1 protein-coding gene and 1 pseudogene are annotated in these 1,291 nt (G+C 50.3%); one reads left to right on the forward strand and one right to left on the reverse strand.

Translation table 11 applies throughout. From position 1 onward, the window contains the following. Nucleotides 1-740: 740 nt before the first annotated feature. Nucleotides 741-1,022, forward strand: coding sequence for a GNAT family N-acetyltransferase (locus tag ACIPLA_RS09135; protein WP_007899932.1), 282 nt, complete (start codon nucleotides 741-743; stop codon nucleotides 1,020-1,022). A gap of 65 nt (nucleotides 1,023-1,087) precedes the next feature. On the opposite strand, the pseudogene ACIPLA_RS09140 reads toward ACIPLA_RS09135, so the two are convergent. Then, nucleotides 1,088-1,249, reverse strand: a pseudogene (locus ACIPLA_RS09140) (3-deoxy-7-phosphoheptulonate synthase); the annotation flags it as partial. Nucleotides 1,250-1,291: the final 42 nt, after the last annotated feature.

A 1,291-nucleotide genomic window follows, 5' to 3' on the forward strand; every position in this document is an offset into this window, starting at 1 on the left:
AAAGAAAACACTACCACACAGAACTACAAAAGAATCAAAACATAATCACAACAAAACGCTATACAGAACTTCGGCCAGAGCCAGAGCAGAGAATTTCAGAACGTTGTTCATCGTGTTCCCCTTCAAGGACTTTCTATTAAGTAGCTGTCTCCTCAGAGTGAGGAAATAGCCGGCGTACATACTACCCATTACTTGTAGTAAGTAAACTGACGTAGAGCAAGAAGCAAAAAAAATTGTAGGCGTTGATTCTTTTTCGAGCAACTTTTAACTGCATTGTATAAAAAATATCCAGCTGCGAGGCCCGAGCTGAGCGAGCCGCCAAAGAAAAGTTCCCCACCTCGGCAGCTGTTTTTCAGTCTCGACTAAAGTCTGTCTAGATGGAATCGTCCACACTTTTGTTCGGATTTTGCGCAGCGGCTCTCATATCTTTATCCATGTTGAGGTGACTTAAACAAAGGGCGCTCGTCTTAAGTCGCAATATCCGGCAATGTTCAGGCTCGACTCGGGAAGATTCCGGTCAGGCCGCCCCTGCATTACCCAAGCAACATCCGCCTGCCAGCATGACGAGCGTCCCTTGAGCATTTCTGCCAATGGTGCCTACTATTTGATACGTGCTCGGTTGCGCGAGATTGGTGTTGCTCTCTCGGTGTCCATTCAGGCACAGGGTGGCGTAGATGTTCCTTCGCCGGAAAAACATCGGTAAGGTAGGGGTCAGAATTAAAGACCCGCGAGGAGTAGTGATGAGCGAGGCGTTGTCCATCCACCATGACCAGGCTGGTCATCAGTTCGAGACCACTGTGGACGGTTATCGTGCCTACCTGACCTATATGGATCTGGGAAAACAGACCCTGGATATTTATCGTACCTTTGTGCCCAACGCACTGCGTGGTCGCGGCATCGCGGCGGCGTTGACCGAGCAGGCACTGCAATACGCCGAGGAAATGGGCTACACAGTCATTCCATCGTGTTCCTATGTGGAGCGCTACATGGAGCGTCACGCGCGGCATGCCGCCAAGCTGTGAACAAAGCGAACGCAAAAAAAAACGCCAGGTTCAAACCTGGCGTTTTTTTTTGCGTGAAACGGTGATCAGCTGCGATCGCGTTTAGGCAACACATCCTTGAGCTTGGCGTGCATGCTGCGCAAGGTGTTTTCGGTGGCGGTCCAGTCGATGCAGGCATCGGTGATCGACACGCCGTATTGCAGGTCGGCGAGGTCTTTCGGGATCGCCTGGCAGCCCCAGTTCAGGTGTCTATAGAAGTTAATGCTGATTATCTAGTTTTTGGTTTCTTT

This window comes from Pseudomonas sp. NPDC086112, from assembly GCF_044746425.1.
Lineage (GTDB): Bacteria > Pseudomonadota > Gammaproteobacteria > Pseudomonadales > Pseudomonadaceae > Aquipseudomonas.

Excerpts from the sequence above, each read along its gene's own strand:
- ACIPLA_RS09135 (WP_007899932.1), top strand. The coding sequence starts at position 741 with ATGAGCGAGGCGTTGTCCATCCACCATGACCAGGCTGGTCATCAGTTC.